Here is a 15,957-nt window from a genome sequence, read left to right as displayed (position 1 = left end):
CGGTTTTGCCAGGCAGCCTGAGGCTGTCTGGCAATGCCTTGTGGGCTATCAGTTCCAGAGGTACGGAGCATGTTCGAGCTTGATGCGTTTCATCTGGCCAGGATACAGTTCGCCTTTACCGTCTCTTTCCATATTCTCTTTCCGGCAATCACCATCGGGCTTGCGAGCTATCTGGTGGTTCTCGAGGGCATGTGGCTTCGCACAAAAAATGATGTCTGGCGCTCGCTTTACCATTTCTGGCTGAAAATTTTCGCCGTTAACTTTGGTATGGGCGTGGTTTCCGGGCTGGTAATGGCTTATCAGTTTGGGACTAACTGGAGCGGATTTTCCCAGTTCGCAGGCAGCATAACCGGCCCTCTGCTCACTTATGAAGTCTTAACCGCCTTCTTCCTCGAAGCCGGTTTCCTGGGCGTGATGTTGTTCGGCTGGAACAAGGTCGGCCCCGGCCTGCACTTCTTTGCCACCTGCATGGTAGCGCTGGGCACGCTGATGTCCACCTTCTGGATCCTCGCCTCCAACAGCTGGATGCACACCCCGCAGGGCTTCAGTATTCAGAACGGTCAGGTCATTCCCGAAGACTGGCTGGCCATTATTTTTAACCCCTCATTCCCATACCGTCTGATCCATATGTCCATCGCCGCCTTCCTGTGCAGCGCCTTGTTTGTGGGCGCGTCCGGGGCATGGCATTTGCTGCGCGGCAACGACACGCCCGCTATTCGCAAAATGTTCTCCATGGCCATGTGGATGGCGCTGCTGGTCGCGCCCATCCAGGCAGTCGTTGGGGATATGCACGGCCTGAATACGCTTGAGCATCAGCCTGCCAAAATCGCCGCGATTGAAGGCCACTGGGAAAATCCGCCCGGCGAGGCTACCCCGCTGCTGCTGTTCGGCGTACCGGATATGGAGGAGGAGCGCACCAAATACGGGCTTGAAATTCCGGCGCTCGGCAGCCTGATCCTGACGCACAGCCTGGATAAACAGGTCCCGGCGCTGAAAGATTTCCCGAAAGAGGACCGCCCGAACTCGCTCATCGTCTTCTGGTCCTTCCGCATTATGGTCGGCATGGGGCTGCTGATGATTACGCTTGGTGTGCTGAGCGTCTGGCTGCGCTATCGCCGCCGGCTCTATCACTCGCGACCATTCCACTGGTTTGCCCTGTGCATGGGGCCAGCCGGACTGCTTGCGCTGCTCGCCGGGTGGGTTACCACCGAAGTGGGCCGCCAGCCGTGGGTCGTCTACGGCTATCTGCGCACGATAGATGCGGTGTCTCTGCACAGCACGTTGCAGATGAGCATCAGCCTGCTGGCTTTTATCGTGGTCTACTGTTCGGTATTTGGCGTGGGTTATGTTTATCTCGCCCGGTTGATAAAGAAAGGGCCGCAGCCTGTCGGCACGCTAACGTCTAATACGTCGGGCACCCCTGCCCGTCCGCTGTCCGCCGCCGAGTCTGTTCCGGAAGAGGAGAAGATCTGATGGGCGTCGATATCCCGGTCATCTGGTTTGCCATTATTGTCTTCGCCACGCTGATGTACATCATCATGGACGGTTTCGATCTCGGTATCGGCATGCTGTTCAGCTTTGTGGGCGATGCCAAAGAACGCGACGTGATGGTGAACAGCGTCGCTCCGGTCTGGGACGGAAATGAAACATGGCTGGTTCTCGGCGGCGCAGGGTTGTTCGGCGCGTTTCCGCTGGCCTACGCGGTGATTATCGATGCCCTGACCATCCCGCTCACGGCCATGCTGATCGGGCTTATTTTCCGCGGCGTGGCATTTGAGTTTCGCTTTAAGGCGACCCCTTCCCACCGCAAATTCTGGGACTATTCTTTTGCTGGCGGTTCCCTGCTGGCAACCTTCAGCCAGGGGATCGTGGTCGGCGCGATGATCAACGGCTTTGACGTGGAAGGGCGACGCTTTGTGGGCTCCTCGCTGGACTGGTTAACCCCGTTTAACCTGTTCTGCGGGCTGGGTTTGATTGTCGCCTATACCCTGCTGGCTACCACATGGCTGATCATGAAAAGCGAAGGCGCGCTGCAAAACCGGATGCGTGAGCTGACCCGGCACGTGCTGCTGGCACTGATCGCCGTTATTGCGGTGGTGAGTATCTGGACCCCGCTCGGCTGGCAGTTTGTCGCCGAGCGCTGGTTTACACTGCCTAACTTCTTCTGGTTCCTGCCGGTTCCGGTTCTGGTGGCGGTATTCAGCCTGTGGATCTGGCGGCTGACGCGCAATCCCGACAGCCATGCCCGTCCGTTCCTGTTAACGCTGGGCCTGATTTTCCTCGGCTTTAGCGGACTGGGCATCAGCCTGTGGCCACACATTATCCCGCCGCACATCACCCTGTGGGAAGCCGCCGCGCCGCCTGCCAGCCAGCTGTTTATGCTGATCGGCACGCTGTTAATCATCCCGGTGATCCTGGTTTACACCGCCTGGAGCTACTACGTCTTCCGGGGCAAAGTGTCTGATACCGAAGGTTATCACTAAGGATTGCTATGGCAGGCTGGCATACACGCGCCATTATTTACCAGATTGATACCGCCCTGTTTTACGATCTTAACGGCGATGGCTGTGGCGACATCGCCGGGATCGCCGCGAAGTTGCGCTACATCCGCCGGATGGGCGCGACGGTTATCTGGATCACCCCGTTTTACCTCACCCCTTTTCTCGATGAAGGCTATGACGTAAGCGACCATTTGCAGGTCGATCCCCGCTTCGGCAAGCTCAACGATATCATCGCCTTTATTGAACAGGCGCGGGAGCTGGGGATGAAGGTCATTATTGAGCTGCTGATCCAGCACACCTCGGATGCGCATCCCTGGTTTCAGCAGGCCCGCCGCAACCCGCAGTCACCCTACCGTGACTATTATCTCTGGTCTGACACGGACGAGGACGATACGCCACCGATGTTCCCCGGCGTGGAAAAGAGCGTCTGGACATGGGACGACGAAGCGGGGCAATACTACCGGCATATGTTTTATCACCACGAGCCGGATCTCAATCTGGCCTCCCCGGCGGTGCTGAAGGAGGTTGAGAACATCATCATCTTCTGGCTAAAGCTCGGGGTGTCGGGCTTTCGCCTGGATGCAGCGTCGCACCTGACAAAACAGGCCGGGCGTGGAGATGAAAAACGTGGCCTGTGGATCCTGGAGCATCTGCGCCGTCTTATCGAACAGCGCAATCCGGACGCGATCCTGCTCGGCGAAGTCGACGTGGAGGTCGACGCCTACAAAGATTATTTTGGTCAGAATGACCGGCTCAACCTGGTGCTGAATTTCTGGCTCAATAAGTACTTTTACGTCAGCCTTGCAGAGAAGAGCGCACGACCGCTGCGCAACGCAGTGAAGAAGATGATCGTGCCGCCGGACTCCTGCTGCTTCGCCAACTGGCTGCGCAATCATGATGAGCTGGATCTGGAAGGGATAGGCAAAAAAGCGAAGCAGACCGTCATTGATGCCTTCGCCCCTGATGAAGAGATGAGCGTGTATCAGCGAGGGATCCGCCGCCGTCTGGCGCCGATGCTTAAGGGCGATCGAAAGCGGCTGGCCTTTTGCCATGCGGTCTTGTTTTCGCTGCCGGGCGTACCGGTCATGCGCTACGGGGATGAAATTGGAATGGGCGATGATTTAGATCTGGAGGAGCGTTACGCCGTACGCACCCCGATGCAGTGGGCCGGATCGCAGGGCGGCGGTTTCTCAGATGCCGACCCGGAAACCTTTATCGCCCCAATGATTGACCATGGTCCGTACCGCTATCAAAAAATCAACGTGGCGGATTCGCTGTTGCACCGCAACTCCCTCCTGCACTGCATTATCGATATCGCCAATACGCGCTCGGAGTTTCCTGAGATCGGCGTCGCGCCGTTTCGTCTTATTACTATCGACAACGATGCGGTACTGGGGATCTATTACGAAACCGACACGCGCAGCATTCTGACCTTCGTTAATTTCAGCGATAAGCCCGTTAATTTTACCGCCAGAGGGATCCGGCATGCGACCTGGACCGCATGCCTGGCGGACAAACGCTACGACGACGCGCTGGTATGCGGCAAAACCGTCGCGCTTAACCTCAGCGGCTATGGCTACCGCTGGTTCTGGACCGATCGTACCGCACTGCGCTGATTATCGTCTCCGCGAGAGCAGCAGACGCGCCACGATCGCGCCCGTAACGGCGAGGGAGCCGAGCAGCACTTTCCCCGGCATGCCGGAGGTAACGCTGGTGGCGCGCTCTTTTGCTTCGTCGGTGAAATGCCCGTGGATTTTATGCAGATCGTTAACCGGCTGATCCAGATAGTCCTGACGGTCATCCGCATTTAGCGTATCGGTCATCTGCCCTTCCCAGGCCTTTTTAACCATCAGCCGGTCCAGAAAACCGGGGAAAAGAAACTGCCCGACAATCGACTGGACGGTGCTGCTGCCCACCCATAGCTCCCGCACCGGTTTCTGCGCCACCTTAAAAATAGCGCTGGCGGCCACTTCCGGCTGAAATACGGGAGGAACCGGGCGCATCGCCCAGGCAAATTTATTCCTCGCCCACTCGAACTGCGGCGTATTGAGGCCCGGCATCTGTACCATTGCGATCTGCACCCGGCTGTTTTCATGCATCAGCTCGGTGCGTACGGCATCGGTAAATCCGCGGATCGCGGCCTTCGCCCCACAGTAGGCTGACTGCAAGGGAATGGAACGGTAGGCCAGCGCGGAGCCAACCTGAATAATCGTTCCACGATCGCGAGGGGTCATTAACTCCAGCGCGGCGCGGGTGCCGTTAACATAGCCCAGATAGGTCACCTCGGTGACGCGGCGAAACTCCTCCGGGGACATGGTGCGAAACGGCGCCAGCATCCCGCCCATGGCGTTATTCACCCACACATCGATGGCTCCAAGCCGGTATTCAATTTCGTTAGCAGCATCGGTCACCGCCTTGCTGTCCGCCACGTCGGCCTGAACGGCACACGCGTTGATCCCGAAACGGCGCAACTCCTCTTCTGTGGAGCGCAGGCTCTGCTCATCGCGGGCAATAATGCCTACATCGTAGCCCGCTTTAGCAAAGTGCAGCGCCGTGGCTTTCCCCACGCCCGCCGTACCGCCGGTAATAACGATAACAGCCATAACCTTTCCCCTTGTCTCAGACGTTATCCCATCCGGAGAGTATTTCGATCAGTTCAGACAGCGAATAACGCACCGCTTTTTCCACCACATCCTGACATTCACCGGAAAACAGCACGGTGCGGGTTTCCGTCTGTCCGCGAATATTCCAGCCGAAGCAGACCGTACCGGCTGCCGTGCCATCGTCTCCGCCTTCCGGTCCCGCATAGCCGCTGATGGCAACACCAATATCCGCCTCGGCAATATCGCGAATTTTAGCGGCCATCTCAGTAACCGTTTGTTCACTGACGGCGGTGAAGCGCTCAATCGTTTCGTGCCGCACGCCGAGGATCCTCTCCTTCGCCGCATCGCTGAACACCACCATGCCAACGTCATAAAATTCCGCCGTGTTCTCTTCAGCGCAAAGCGCAACCGCGAGATTACCCCCGGTGCAGGACTCCGCCGTGGTTAGACGCAGTCCTCTTTCTGTGAGCGTAGTGGCAAGCTTTTTCGTCAGCTCGCTGATGGTCGTATTATTATCGTGAATAAGGTTGCTCATGGATGTGCCCCTTAGTTAATTTTCTTCAGGAATAATTGAAATATGGCCGTTACGCTCAAGGATCGCGTACTTAATATCCTTTAATTCCGTTATGCCGTGGTTCTGCCGTGCTGAAACCAATATATCATCGCAGGATACATCGACTTTTTTCAGTTTATCCGCAATGGGAATACCATTCTCTACCAATATCACCGGGGTGCCATCAAGAACATTCTCAACAGAAGAAGAATATTTTTTAATCAGGCCAAAAATAATATCCACCACCACCAGCGTTGTTATTGTAATCATCGCACCGGTGACGGAAAAATCTTCGCCCAGTAGCGCCTGCTGTGTCGCCTCACTGATAATTAAGAGCAAAATAAGGTCAAAGCTGGTCATTTGCAGCAGGGCGCGCCGTCCGGCGACTTTAAACACGATCACCAGAAACAGGTATATTGCCAGGGCACGAAAAACCATGTCCATATTCGACTCCTAGGGGTAAATAAACTGCCAGAAGCGGATATCTGGCCCGTTGTTTACGCGGATGCTGTTTGTCCATTTCCCTGCTTTTGTCGGCGTGATGAACAGCAGGACGGTGAACTTATCGCTCTGTTTCAGATTGTCGTAAACGAGAAACAGGGTATTCCCCCGGCTATACATGCTGTCCGGCTGCGGCCAGACGCTGCCCGGCTCATATACGTCGCTGCTTTCGCTGGTCAGGCTGAGAATATATTTACCCTCAGACGTCACCGGAAACGTCAGCGTCATCCGCGATTCGGTCTGGCGGCGGCCGAAGCGCTCATAGCTCAGGTTCAGGGATTTTGCTTCGTTTGTTCTCTCCACGTCGCTAACCGCACCGCTGGAAAACAGGCCGGCTAATGCGGCCACGATAATACCTAACAGTACAATAAAACCCACCTGACGAAATGCATACTCAAACGTCAGTAAACGATAACTCTCTCTTATCCCAGGCACTTTTTCATTTTTTGGTTCCATGGCTTTTGTCACCGTTTCGCTTAATTGCCGAAATTTTTGATTTTTCTACGCAAATGCTTTTAAGACTTATCACATTTGCCACATAAAGGAATAGCAACAATACTTAATAAGTCAAGACATCCAAAATGAAGGATATCAGATGAAATTATCAGTGATTTCAGCCTTGTTAATATTAATTATCCCTTCCGCATGGGCAGATAATAACGGCGGGTTACAAAAGGGTGAAGCGCCGCCACCGCCGCACGCCCTGGACAGTGGTTATCGTGGTACCGATGATGCGCGCATTATGACCATTACTCAGGCGAAAGAGATGCATGATGGCGCCTCTATTTCACTGCGTGGCAATCTTATTGATGGCAACGGCGATAAATACGTATTCCAGGATAAAACCGGGAAAATCGACGTTATTATCCCGAAAGCCGTATTTGATGACAGAACCGTGGAACCTGACAACATGATCAGTATTAGCGGCTCGCTCGATAAAAAATCATCCCCACCCGTAGTGCGGGTCAGCCACTTGCAAAAATAATTCAGCGAAGCGTTAACGCTGTAACTATCCATCAAATCTCACCCCTAACAAGGAGTTAGCTATGAGTGATAATGAACAACGTACTAACGCTTACCCAACGCCACCTTTCCCGGAGCAGCCCCAGACGCCACCGGGCCTGGCCTCTGAAATGGACCCTGTTCCCGATCACGGCGAGACAAGCTACAAAGGGCATGGCCGGCTTACCGGTAAGAAGGCGCTAATTACCGGTGGCGATTCTGGCATCGGACGCGCGGTAGCCATTGCCTATGCCCGCGAAGGGGCAGATGTCGCCATTAACTATTTGCCGGAAGAGGAAGAAGACGCTGCGGAAGTGATCGCCCTGATTAAAGCGGAAGGACGGAATGCCGTCGCGCTTCCGGGCGATGTGCGGGACGAAACTTTTTGTCAGAACCTGGTGGAACAGGCCGTCGGAAAACTGGGCGGGCTGGACATCCTGGTGAATAACGCAGGCCGCCAGCAGTACCGTGAGACGCTGGAAGAACTGACCACGGAAGATTTTGACGCGACCTTTAAAACCAACGTCTATGCGCCTTTCTGGATCACAAAGGCGGCGTTGCGCCACATGAAAGCTCCCGCTTCCATCATTAATACCTCATCTGTACAGGCGGTAAAACCGAGCGCCGTACTGCTTGACTATGCGCAGACCAAAGCCTGTCTCGCGGTGTTTACCAAAGCGCTGGCGAAACAGCTGGGTCCGAAAGGGATCCGCGTGAACGCGGTAGCGCCCGGACCTTACTGGACCGTGCTCCAGCCCAGCGGTGGGCAGCCACAGGAAAAAGTGAAACATTTTGGCGAGAGTACCCCTCTGGGACGCCCGGGACAGCCCGTGGAGATCGCACCGCTGTATGTCACTCTGGCCTCGGATGAGTGTTCATACACCTCCGGGCAGGTCTGGTGTTCTGACGGCGGCGACGGCGTCATCTAGCGCTCAAGCAGCGCAGAGTGTAGGCCGGGTAAGGCGAAGCCGCCACCCGGCAAATTGTTGTTGGCTAATGCTAAAAGGCTGCGAAAGCAGCCTTTTTTACTTTTAAGGGGTGACGACAGGAAACCAGAAACTGAAGCTCTCCATGCAGCGCAGCATTTCATCTACCTTCACGGCGTTGCCGACGATCGTCACCTCTCCTGCCTGTTGCGCCTTTTTCAGCGTGGTTTCCTTAAGGATGATTTTGTTCAGCGTTTCGCGGCTGAGCGTAATGGTTGCATCCGGATCTTCTGCCTGGATATTGGCACTGTGGTTTAGCACGCCATTCTCCAGCTCCAGCTTATACCTGCCGCCCTCGCGGCCTAAATCAACGTTAAAAATGCCTCTGGCATTCGCCGCTCTGACGCCGTTAAGGTGAACGCCGAAGTAGTCAAAAATCATCTCAGTTGACATGGCACGGACCGCATCCGGGCTGGCGGTTTTGGGCGTCGGCTTTATCTTCACGCCGTTACGCAACTCTTGCGCACCGGTGAGGTAGGCGTTACGCCACGGCCCTGACTCCGCATGGTATCCCAGCTGTTCAAACGCATCGGCTTCCAGTTCGCGCGCCGCCTTATTATTCGGATCGGCAAAAACGACTTTACTGACCACCTGAGCCACCCAGCGATAATTCCCCCGGGCATAATCGACACGGGCTTTTTCAAGGATCGCGCGGGCTCCGCCCATGTAATCGACATACTTTTTCGCCGCCTCGACCGGAGGCAGTTCATCGAGCGTCGCCGGATTGCCGTCGAACCAGCCAAGATAGTAGACATAGGTGGCTTTGACGTTGTTGCTTACCGAGCCGTAATAGCCACGGCCTGCCCAGGATTTAGCCAGCCCGTAAGGCAGGGCGAAATTAGCGGCTATTTCATCCCTCGTCAGCCCCTTATTCGCCAGTCTGAGCGTCTGGTCGTTGATATAGCGGTAGATATCACGCTGGCTTTTCATCAGCTTCACCACTTTTTTGTTACCCCACGTGGGCCAGTGGTGCTGCGCGATAATGATTTCCGCTTTATCACCCCAACGATCAATGGCGTTATTGATGTACTTTGACCATGCCAGCGGATCGTGTATTTTAGCCCCGCGCAGCGAGTAGGTATTGTGCAGGGTGTGAGTGACGTTCTCTGCTGCTTCGATCAGCTTTTTCTCTTCCACATACCAGAGCATTTCAGACGGTGCTTCCGATTCCGGCGTCAGCATAAAGTCATAGGTGAGACCGTCAATGACCTCTTTCTGCTCCTCTTCGGTAATAGAGTGAGTGGGCGCGATGAGCGTGACCGTTCCGGCTGAGGTGGTAGTCCCCAGACCTGCCCCCACCTGCCCCTTCACACCGGGTTTCAGCAGGTTTCCGTGGATATAGCTGGCACGGCGGCTCATGGCGTTTCCGGCCATGATATTTTCCGATACCGCCTCTTCCATAAAACCGGCTGGCGCATAGACTTTCACTTTGCCGGACATTACCCCGGCTTCATCAATTACGCCACGCACGCCGCCATAATGATCGACGTGGCTATGGGTATAAATAACGGCAACAACCGGACGTTTGCCGCGATGCTTAACGTAAAGATCCATGCCCGCTTTAGCCGTTTCCGCAGACACCAGCGGATCGATAACCGTGATCCCCTCTTTGCCCTCTATGATTGTCATATTCGACAGATCGAGGTTGCGGATCTGGTAGACGCCTTCCGTGACTTCAAACAGACCGCCGATATTATTCAGCTGCGCCTGACGCCACAGGCTCGGGTTGACGGTATCCGGCGCTTTTTGCCCTTCTTTGATAAAAGCGTATTTCTGGGGATTCCAGATAACGGCGCCTTTTTCACCTTTAATCACCGCAGGTGGCAGCGGGGCAATAAAGCCTTTATGCGCATTTCGGAAATCGGTTTTATCAAAGAAGGGCAGTTGACCATAAAGTGCATCATTCATTTGTTTCGTATGGGCAGTGGCTTCCTTCACCTCCTTTTGTGCCAGGACAGGCAATGAGATCAACGAGGCCAATAGCAGACCAGCAACGGCCATCGCACTAACGAGAGTTTTAAATTTCATACATCCTCGAGGCGTCATATTCACGCTGGCGGTACATGGGGGGAAAGGAGGCTATCACCGGGCTTTTCTTTTACCTATGGAAATAACGTTTATAAATAAATAAGTTTATTCTTTCGTCGCTGCGGCCTTCAGGGATAATGCTGAGTCCAATTATTTCCCCGGAGTGATTCGATGAAGAGCCTGCCGTTCTTTTTCGCTATATTAAGTCTGAGCACATTAACAGCATGTAGCTCTCCACCACCAGACAACGTTGAAAAGATTAATCATCTGCAAATTCCGCTGGTATTACCGGGGGAAAAACCGCCGCAGGCACAGATATCTCATATCGCGTCTCTTTATCAGGAAAATAAACAGCAGATCGATAACTTAACGCGCAGCGTAAAATCACAGTATCTTCAGGACACTACCGCAAAAGAAATTTTTGTTGCGGACAGCGCTGTTCAACGCGTTTACGCCTCGCTGACCAAACTGGAACAGTTAGATATGGTTAATCAGCAATACCTGAAAGACAATAATGTCACGGGCCTGCAAAATATTCATATTATGCTTGAACCGTTATTCGCCAGCTGATAACAAAAAACCCGGCAACATAGCAGCCGGGTTTTTCTTAATCGCCATATCACATGCATCAGTCGTACTGACCAAAGCGATAGCTAAGCCCTGCGGTGACGGAACTCAGGTCGCTGCTCACACCGATCTGGTTTGCATTACCCACATTGCTTACCCACTGATATTCCAGGCGGCCAGCCCAGTTTTTATTGAAGGCGTATTCAGTACCCACAGCTGCAAGCGGGCGCACACCGGTTTCAAAACGATTGTGACCACTTACATCGGATTCAGCGCGATAGCCCATCGCACCGGCACGGCCGTAGATATCCCAGTCATTGGTCAAGGCATAGCTGGCCTTCAGTGACATTTACAGACCCTGCGTCTTCATTTGCGCCCCTGCGCCATGCTGACCCTTGATCTGCATGTTGCCTAAATAATCATAACCGCCTTCTACCGCAAGCCATGGGGTAATCTGGTAACCCGTATAAACACCCCCACCGACATTATCATGGTCAAAATCGAAGTGGTCGGAATTATTGTTATCAAACGCTTTTGAACCCATATTGGTATCAAAATAGTGTGACCAGCCGAATTTCGCTCCGCCATACCAGGTGCCCGCATCAGCGGCGGCGAACGCGGAAGTGGCGGTAAACGCATTAACCATAATCAAAGCGAGAACTGTCTTTTTCATAAATATACCGTTTACTTAATAAAGATAAACCTTAGAAAGCAAACGATATAGAAAATTAACAGCCTCGTTAATTCCATTTCTGTTTAATTTTAAACTTCCCCTAGAATGATTCAGGTAAGTGTCTGACTTCAAGCAAATACCCACCGCGCTTAAAGGAGATATATTCTCCCTGTTTAAGGGCGGATAATACATTGAGTATACTACTGCGAGAAAGCAGCGTACGATCCTGAATATATTCCAGTATCGTGGTACGCAAACGCGTCTCCTCCGGGAGCAAAATCATTTCCTGAAGGTGGTTACGAATAACGGAATAGGTACGCTGCTGGAGTACCTGCGCATCACGGAATATCAAATAGGCCGTATGGTATGAGAGCAGCGCTGCGACATCCTCCCAGACGCCCTCGGCACGGAATAACTCGGCCGCCTTGTCCGCATCGAGACGTAAAATGGTCGACTCCCTTTCCGCACGGAGAAAATGGCCTTGCGTAGGCTGGATCATCTCAGCAATACCAAACAAATGCGGCTCGTAAACGGTCACGACCACCAGTCCATCCGATGTCCGCAGCAGGGACAGCTCCCCTTCCAGAAAGAGGTACATCTGCTGTTTCCCCTTCCGTAACCAGGTGAGTCGCTTACGTGGAACAACGTGCACTTTCTCCGCTATCGGCTCAAGGATAGCGGTCAGTCGTTCGATGGATTTTTCGGGTCGAACAGGCGGTAAAATATGCATGGTACAACCTTCTGACATTCAGTATCTGCCATTATAGACCATATATTTTAAGCGGTTAGCCGATCAAAACTGATAGCTGTAGTTGACGCTGGCAAACCAAAGATAAGGATGGTCGTAACTTCCGGCAAACGCCACCGGCGATTTCACATGCGACGACTGCATATGAAGATACGACACGGCAATACCAATATTGCTGGCCGGGGTGATCTGATACTGGGCTCCCGTACCAAATCGCCACTCATCGCCGGTAGGTAAGGTTAAGGCCACATCGCTCTGGCTTTCATACGGCGAGCTGTCGAACGCCACACCGGCATTCAGTCGCCACTGAGGCGTTGGACGATACTGCACGCCCACCGCACCGTGCCACGTGTCCTTCAGGCGGCTGACGTTGTTAAGCTGCTGGTCCCCGACGACGATTTGCGGCGCGCCGAACTGGCTCCAGTCCTGCCAGCCGAGATCGCCCATAACCGACCACTGCGGGTTAATGTCATGCACAAGGCTGAGCATAATTTGCTGCGGCGCGCTGATTTGTGCTGACACCGGCAGGTCGTAGGTGCCGTTCTGTAGACGCGCGTTGCCGTCAATATTGAAGCTGTAGTCCGTTTCGCTGTTCCAGGTAATACCGGCTCGGGTCTGGTCAGTTAGCTGCATCAGCAGCCCAAGCCGATAGCTCATGGCCAGGTCTTCATCGCGTCGCCGGTAGTCATCATCGTTAACGCTGCGAGTCAGCGAGAAGTAACCGTAGTTAACGTTGGCGGACGCGCCAATCGAAAGACGGTCGTTAAGCTTATAGGCCAGCGAGGGGCTGAGCGTCATGGCTACCATGGTACTCTTTTTAATCAGCCTGTCGCCCATCCAGCTGCCGTAATCGATCCCCAGGCCGTAATTACCGTAAAGCCCGACCCCGGCATAAAGATCATCGTTTATCTTCTGACTATAAAAGGCGCTGGCATTCGGGATGGTTTTCATCACATCGCCGGGGCTTTGATGGGCATCGTTATCCAGCTGGTTGTCGATGGAGCCATCCATAACCTGTAACCCACCGGTGACCATATGATCCGGTAAGCGCGTCATGCCAGCCGGGTTGGTCATAATTGTAGAGGCATCCTGCGCACGAGCCGCCTGCCCTGCTCCGGCAAGCGCGGTATCTTCGGTGCCAGCTTCATAAAAATAGAGGGCGCTGGCATGGGCACTGGAGGCAGCTAATAAGCCAGCGCACAGGAGGATTCGTGTTTTCATCTGCGATCCGGGAAATAAAAAATTTGCCGACAGATATAACAGGGGCGATTGATTACGTAAAAAGAAAGAGGGTTTAATTTTAAATTATGCGCGCGCGTAATTATATTTATGACACTCCAGCGACAGCCGGAACAAAGGCACCGTGATTCTGCATGCACCAGGAGAAGAATTTCTTACAATGCCGTTTGTACTCGTTCGGCTTAAGACAAGCGTTACTCACTACTGGGATCGCTCTTATCCTCTCGCATGGATTCGATAAACTCCCGTTGCTCCGGTGTGAGTTCAAGCTCATCCAGCAGGCGATCTAACTCTTCTTCAGGCGATTCCTTTTGATTCTTTCTCTTCCCGCTAGCCATACTCACCCTTGAGTTATTAGGATTAATCTCAGGGTATCCAGGGTACAGGAAATGTGCAACTTAGCGTGTTATGCCATGAGTGATTCGTTGTTTAGCAAAAGCAGACTAAAAGCATATAAAATCACCTTTTACGGCATAAAAATTCAGTGTTAGCATGGAGGTACATAATTTTTTTCTGGAGATGGCTATGCTGGACATAACTCATTTTGGGCTTTTCGTCCTATCTGTATTTCTCCTTTCCGTTACACCTGGGCCTGATATAGCCTACGTGGTAGGTCAAAGCGTGGTTAATGGAAGACGAGCGGGAATTATCTCTGCCGCTGGTGTAGCATTAGGTAGTTGCACACATGCAATTGCAAGCGCTGTGGGATTAACCGCGTTGATAACAGCATCTCCGATGATGTTCACCATCATTAAGTCTCTCGGTGCGGCTTATCTGATGTATCTCGGTAGTAAGATGATTTGGGGAACGCTGACAAAGCAAACCACGAATCACAACGAAGCTGAACGTGTTAAGGCAAAAGCGACTCTGACGAGTCTACTTACTAAAGGTTTCATAACTACCTTAACCAACCCGAAGGTACTGTTATTCTTCATCTCCTTTTTCCCTCAATTCGTTGCGCCTGGAAGCGAGCACCAGACAGCTTCTTTTCTACTCCTGGGAATGACCTACGCATTGATCGCTTTTATGACTGATTTAACGTTCGCCGTACTTGCAGGTAGTGCAGCCGGAACCGTTTCGCAAAACAGAAGGTTGCAGAAAATACTGGATAGAATTGTTGGTGTAACATTCATTGGATTAGGGCTCAGGTTGGCGTTTACACGCCGTTAAGAATATGGGGCGTTCAGCCCCTTATTCTTTGGGATAAGAAAATACAGCAGTGACTAAATGTGACCCTGATTTATCAGATTGGACGTAATAGGCGAAGTTATACCGCTCTCCAGGTGTAAACTTAAATCCGAACACAGGAAGACACCCGCCCTTTTGAACATACACGGGCTTGTCATCAAAAATCTTGTGAAGAGAGTCGCTATTATCACTGTTAATTTGGATAGCAGTGATCCGTTCCTGTGGCTCCAGTGGTGACACGACACAAACTTGATTATCTTTGATTAATGCCGTTGAAGATTCACGATCTACCATTCGATCACCAGGCCCAGGGCATCCCGTTAAGATGAACACAACACCCAGCAACATTTTGTACTTCATGTTTAACGCCCCTGTACATCCCCATGCGCCCAGGCCTTTGATAATAAGACCACTTACTAATCCCATAAACCAGCAGTAACCAGTAATCAGCTAAAATAGAGGCTTGCTGTTCAAGAGAGTAATCAGTGAGCTTTTCTTTATCCAGTCTGTAGGTATATTCAGCAACCCAGTAGGACTTGCTCGAAAACTGGAGCCTGGAGATTATTCCGCTGGCTTTCACACGATTACTATCGCAATGTCAGCACAATCAGCACTCCTAAGATAACAATGAAGATTGTCGGTTATGGCGTTAAAGCAAAAGTGATTTTCGACCTGTTAACAGCAGAAAATGGAACCCGTTAATCCTTTGTATTTTTTCGATAACGCCAGGATTTATAGGAAATTACCGGCGGCTGTGCGAAGGACATAATGGCAACCCCAAAGATCATCGCCAGCCCCCATGCAGCTGCTCTATCAGGTGAGCTGAAGACGAAAAGTACAGTAGGGTAAAGGTACACACAGCCACCACTCCCGCCAGGGTAACAAATCGTCTAGCGAGGTCATTTATGGCCTCTCCAGGCGTTCCTCCATATTTATCAATATTGCTTTTTATCTTCTGCAATTCGGGCTGCGTAAACCCTGAACGTAACAAAGCCTCATCAGTCACTTTCATATCGTCTCGTCCCTTATCTCCCAAAAGTGTTTTTCCAATCGCTGATTATGCAAGCAATCATAATGATGAACTTTACTGCAATCCAGCCGAAACTTTTCGGCAGATTCCATCTCCACTTTCTTATTATTTGGGTGATGCAAGGACATTACGACAATGGTTGGTTTCGCTTTGCGAAAGTCAGAAGTACTTTGTATTGATTAACACTTAGTATTGATTCATGTACAAACTTTGAATCGCCACGGATAATCTAGACACTTCCTAGCCGTTGATAATACTGGTTTTCATATTCTGTCGGTGACATCTGATCGCTGGAACCATGCCGACGCTTACTGTTATAAAACATTTCGATGTAATCA

The 15,957-nt window shown here is 52.3% G+C and carries 17 protein-coding genes and 2 pseudogenes; 7 read left to right on the top strand and 12 right to left on the bottom strand.

Annotated features, from left to right (window positions below; translation table 11 throughout):
- The first annotated feature begins 69 nt into the window (after positions 1–69).
- Genes C3451_RS11775 through C3451_RS11765 form a run of 3 tightly spaced genes read left to right on the top strand, consistent with a single transcriptional unit; the run spans position 70 to position 4,117 of the window.
- Positions 70–1,473, top strand: coding sequence for a cytochrome ubiquinol oxidase subunit I (locus tag C3451_RS11775; protein ID WP_003862857.1), 1,404 nt, complete (start codon positions 70–72; stop codon positions 1,471–1,473).
- Positions 1,473–2,483, top strand: coding sequence for a cytochrome d ubiquinol oxidase subunit II (gene cydB / locus C3451_RS11770; protein ID WP_022649265.1), 1,011 nt, complete (start codon positions 1,473–1,475; stop codon positions 2,481–2,483). The genes C3451_RS11775 and cydB overlap by 1 nt, the downstream gene beginning before the upstream one ends.
- 8 nt (positions 2,484–2,491) lie before the next feature.
- A complete protein-coding gene (locus C3451_RS11765; protein ID WP_045622067.1) occupies positions 2,492–4,117 on the top strand; it encodes an alpha-amylase family protein in 1,626 nt (541 codons plus the stop codon).
- On the opposite strand, the gene C3451_RS11760 is transcribed toward C3451_RS11765, so the two are convergent.
- From C3451_RS11760 to C3451_RS11745, 4 genes are read right to left on the bottom strand one after another with little or no spacing between them, the layout of a single operon-like run.
- Entirely contained in the window at positions 4,118–5,104 is a 987-nt protein-coding gene (locus C3451_RS11760) for an SDR family oxidoreductase (RefSeq protein WP_023298529.1), read from the bottom strand. It abuts the gene before it with no gap.
- A gap of 16 nt (positions 5,105–5,120) precedes the next feature.
- Positions 5,121–5,639 carry a 2-oxo-tetronate isomerase gene (locus C3451_RS11755; protein WP_022649268.1) on the bottom strand — a complete coding sequence of 173 codons (519 nt, stop codon included), beginning with the start codon at positions 5,637–5,639 and terminating at the stop codon, positions 5,121–5,123.
- Positions 5,640–5,654: 15 nt separating this feature from the next.
- The gene (locus C3451_RS11750; protein ID WP_022649269.1) at positions 5,655–6,101 is read right to left on the bottom strand and encodes a YetF domain-containing protein; all 447 of its coding nucleotides are present in this window, start codon (positions 6,099–6,101) and stop codon (positions 5,655–5,657) included.
- A 9-nt stretch (positions 6,102–6,110) separates the two neighbouring features.
- Positions 6,111–6,614 carry a hypothetical protein gene (locus C3451_RS11745; protein ID WP_124304315.1) on the bottom strand — a complete coding sequence of 168 codons (504 nt, stop codon included), beginning with the start codon at positions 6,612–6,614 and terminating at the stop codon, positions 6,111–6,113.
- A 139-nt stretch (positions 6,615–6,753) separates the two neighbouring features.
- Between C3451_RS11745 and C3451_RS11740 the strand changes: the two genes are divergently transcribed.
- Both C3451_RS11740 and C3451_RS11735 read left to right on the top strand, forming a co-directional pair.
- On the top strand, positions 6,754–7,143 hold the full coding sequence (locus tag C3451_RS11740; RefSeq protein ID WP_022649271.1) for a YdeI family stress tolerance OB fold protein: 390 nt from the start codon (positions 6,754–6,756) through the stop codon (positions 7,141–7,143).
- A gap of 61 nt (positions 7,144–7,204) precedes the next feature.
- A complete protein-coding gene (locus C3451_RS11735) occupies positions 7,205–8,089 on the top strand; it encodes an SDR family oxidoreductase (RefSeq protein ID WP_022649272.1) in 885 nt (294 codons plus the stop codon).
- Positions 8,090–8,191: 102 nt separating this feature from the next.
- On the opposite strand, the gene C3451_RS11730 is transcribed toward C3451_RS11735, so the two are convergent.
- Entirely contained in the window at positions 8,192–10,174 is a 1,983-nt protein-coding gene (locus C3451_RS11730; protein ID WP_045622063.1) for an alkyl sulfatase dimerization domain-containing protein, read from the bottom strand.
- Between the two features lie 171 nt (positions 10,175–10,345).
- Here C3451_RS11730 and C3451_RS11725 point away from each other — a divergent pair, with 171 nt between their 5' ends.
- Positions 10,346–10,744 carry a hypothetical protein gene (locus tag C3451_RS11725; protein ID WP_022649275.1) on the top strand — a complete coding sequence of 133 codons (399 nt, stop codon included), beginning with the start codon at positions 10,346–10,348 and terminating at the stop codon, positions 10,742–10,744.
- Positions 10,745–10,802: 58 nt separating this feature from the next.
- Here C3451_RS11725 and C3451_RS11720 read toward each other — a convergent pair.
- From C3451_RS11720 to C3451_RS11710, 3 genes and pseudogenes are all read right to left on the bottom strand, one after another.
- Positions 10,803–11,414, bottom strand: a pseudogene (locus tag C3451_RS11720) (outer membrane beta-barrel protein).
- A gap of 100 nt (positions 11,415–11,514) precedes the next feature.
- Complete coding sequence (locus tag C3451_RS11715) at positions 11,515–12,144, bottom strand: winged helix-turn-helix transcriptional regulator (protein ID WP_022649277.1); 630 nt, start codon at positions 12,142–12,144, stop codon at positions 11,515–11,517.
- 63 nt (positions 12,145–12,207) lie between these two features.
- Positions 12,208–13,383 carry an outer membrane protein transport protein gene (locus tag C3451_RS11710; protein ID WP_045622061.1) on the bottom strand — a complete coding sequence of 392 codons (1,176 nt, stop codon included), beginning with the start codon at positions 13,381–13,383 and terminating at the stop codon, positions 12,208–12,210.
- Between the two features lie 543 nt (positions 13,384–13,926).
- On the opposite strand from C3451_RS11710, the gene C3451_RS11705 reads away from it, so the two are divergent.
- Positions 13,927–14,571, top strand: a complete 645-nt coding sequence (locus C3451_RS11705; RefSeq protein WP_038416650.1) for a LysE family translocator — start codon at positions 13,927–13,929, stop codon at positions 14,569–14,571.
- Positions 14,572–14,592: 21 nt separating this feature from the next.
- On the opposite strand, the gene C3451_RS11700 is transcribed toward C3451_RS11705, so the two are convergent.
- From C3451_RS11700 to C3451_RS11685, 4 genes and pseudogenes are all read right to left on the bottom strand, one after another.
- Positions 14,593–14,949, bottom strand: coding sequence for a putative T6SS immunity periplasmic lipoprotein (locus C3451_RS11700; RefSeq protein WP_063139186.1), 357 nt, complete (start codon positions 14,947–14,949; stop codon positions 14,593–14,595).
- A pseudogene (locus C3451_RS24535) lies at positions 14,888–15,112 on the bottom strand (hypothetical protein); the annotation flags it as partial. The pseudogene C3451_RS24535 and the gene C3451_RS11700, both read right to left, overlap by 62 nt.
- Positions 15,113–15,373: 261 nt before the next feature.
- Positions 15,374–15,601: a hypothetical protein gene (locus tag C3451_RS11690; protein ID WP_223862217.1), complete on the bottom strand. Its 228-nt coding sequence runs from the start codon at positions 15,599–15,601 to the stop codon at positions 15,374–15,376.
- A gap of 247 nt (positions 15,602–15,848) precedes the next feature.
- The coding region (locus tag C3451_RS11685) for an IS3 family transposase (RefSeq protein ID WP_131023897.1) at positions 15,849–15,957 on the bottom strand (109 nt) is incomplete at its 5' end.

This window comes from Enterobacter sp. 301B (assembly GCF_003850715.1).
GTDB lineage: Bacteria > Pseudomonadota > Gammaproteobacteria > Enterobacterales > Enterobacteriaceae > Enterobacter > Enterobacter intestinihominis.
Note: the sequence above shows the minus strand (reverse complement) of the source record. Positions and strands in the feature narration are given on the sequence as shown.